This window comes from Pseudomonas rossensis, from assembly GCF_039888995.1.
Lineage (GTDB): Bacteria > Pseudomonadota > Gammaproteobacteria > Pseudomonadales > Pseudomonadaceae > Aquipseudomonas > Aquipseudomonas rossensis.
This window is the reverse complement of the sequence record NZ_JBBWCB010000369.1, coordinates 1-260: the sequence shown is the minus strand read 5'-3', so window position 1 is coordinate 260 and position 260 is coordinate 1. Positions and strand designations below refer to the sequence as shown.

Here is a 260-nt window from a genome sequence, read left to right as displayed (position 1 = left end):
GTGAGCTACACCGTGACTGACGGTTCCGGCAGCAATGTCACCTCGACCTTGAACATCAGCGTCACCCCGGTCGATGACAGCTTCACCGACATCAGCGAAACCGTGACCACCAGCGAAGACGCCCCAGTCAACGGCAGCGTCCTCACCGGCACCAGCAGCGTCGACGGCCCGGTCAGCGTAGTTAATTTCACGGTCGGCGGTACTCAGTACCAGGCCGGTGAAACCGCGACCATCGCCAATGTCGGTACCCTGGTGATCGG

1 protein-coding gene is annotated in these 260 nt (G+C 61.5%); it reads left to right on the top strand.

The features are described from left to right. On the top strand, positions 1–260 hold a 260-nt coding region (locus WLY71_RS30915), incomplete at both ends, for a hypothetical protein (protein WP_347806608.1).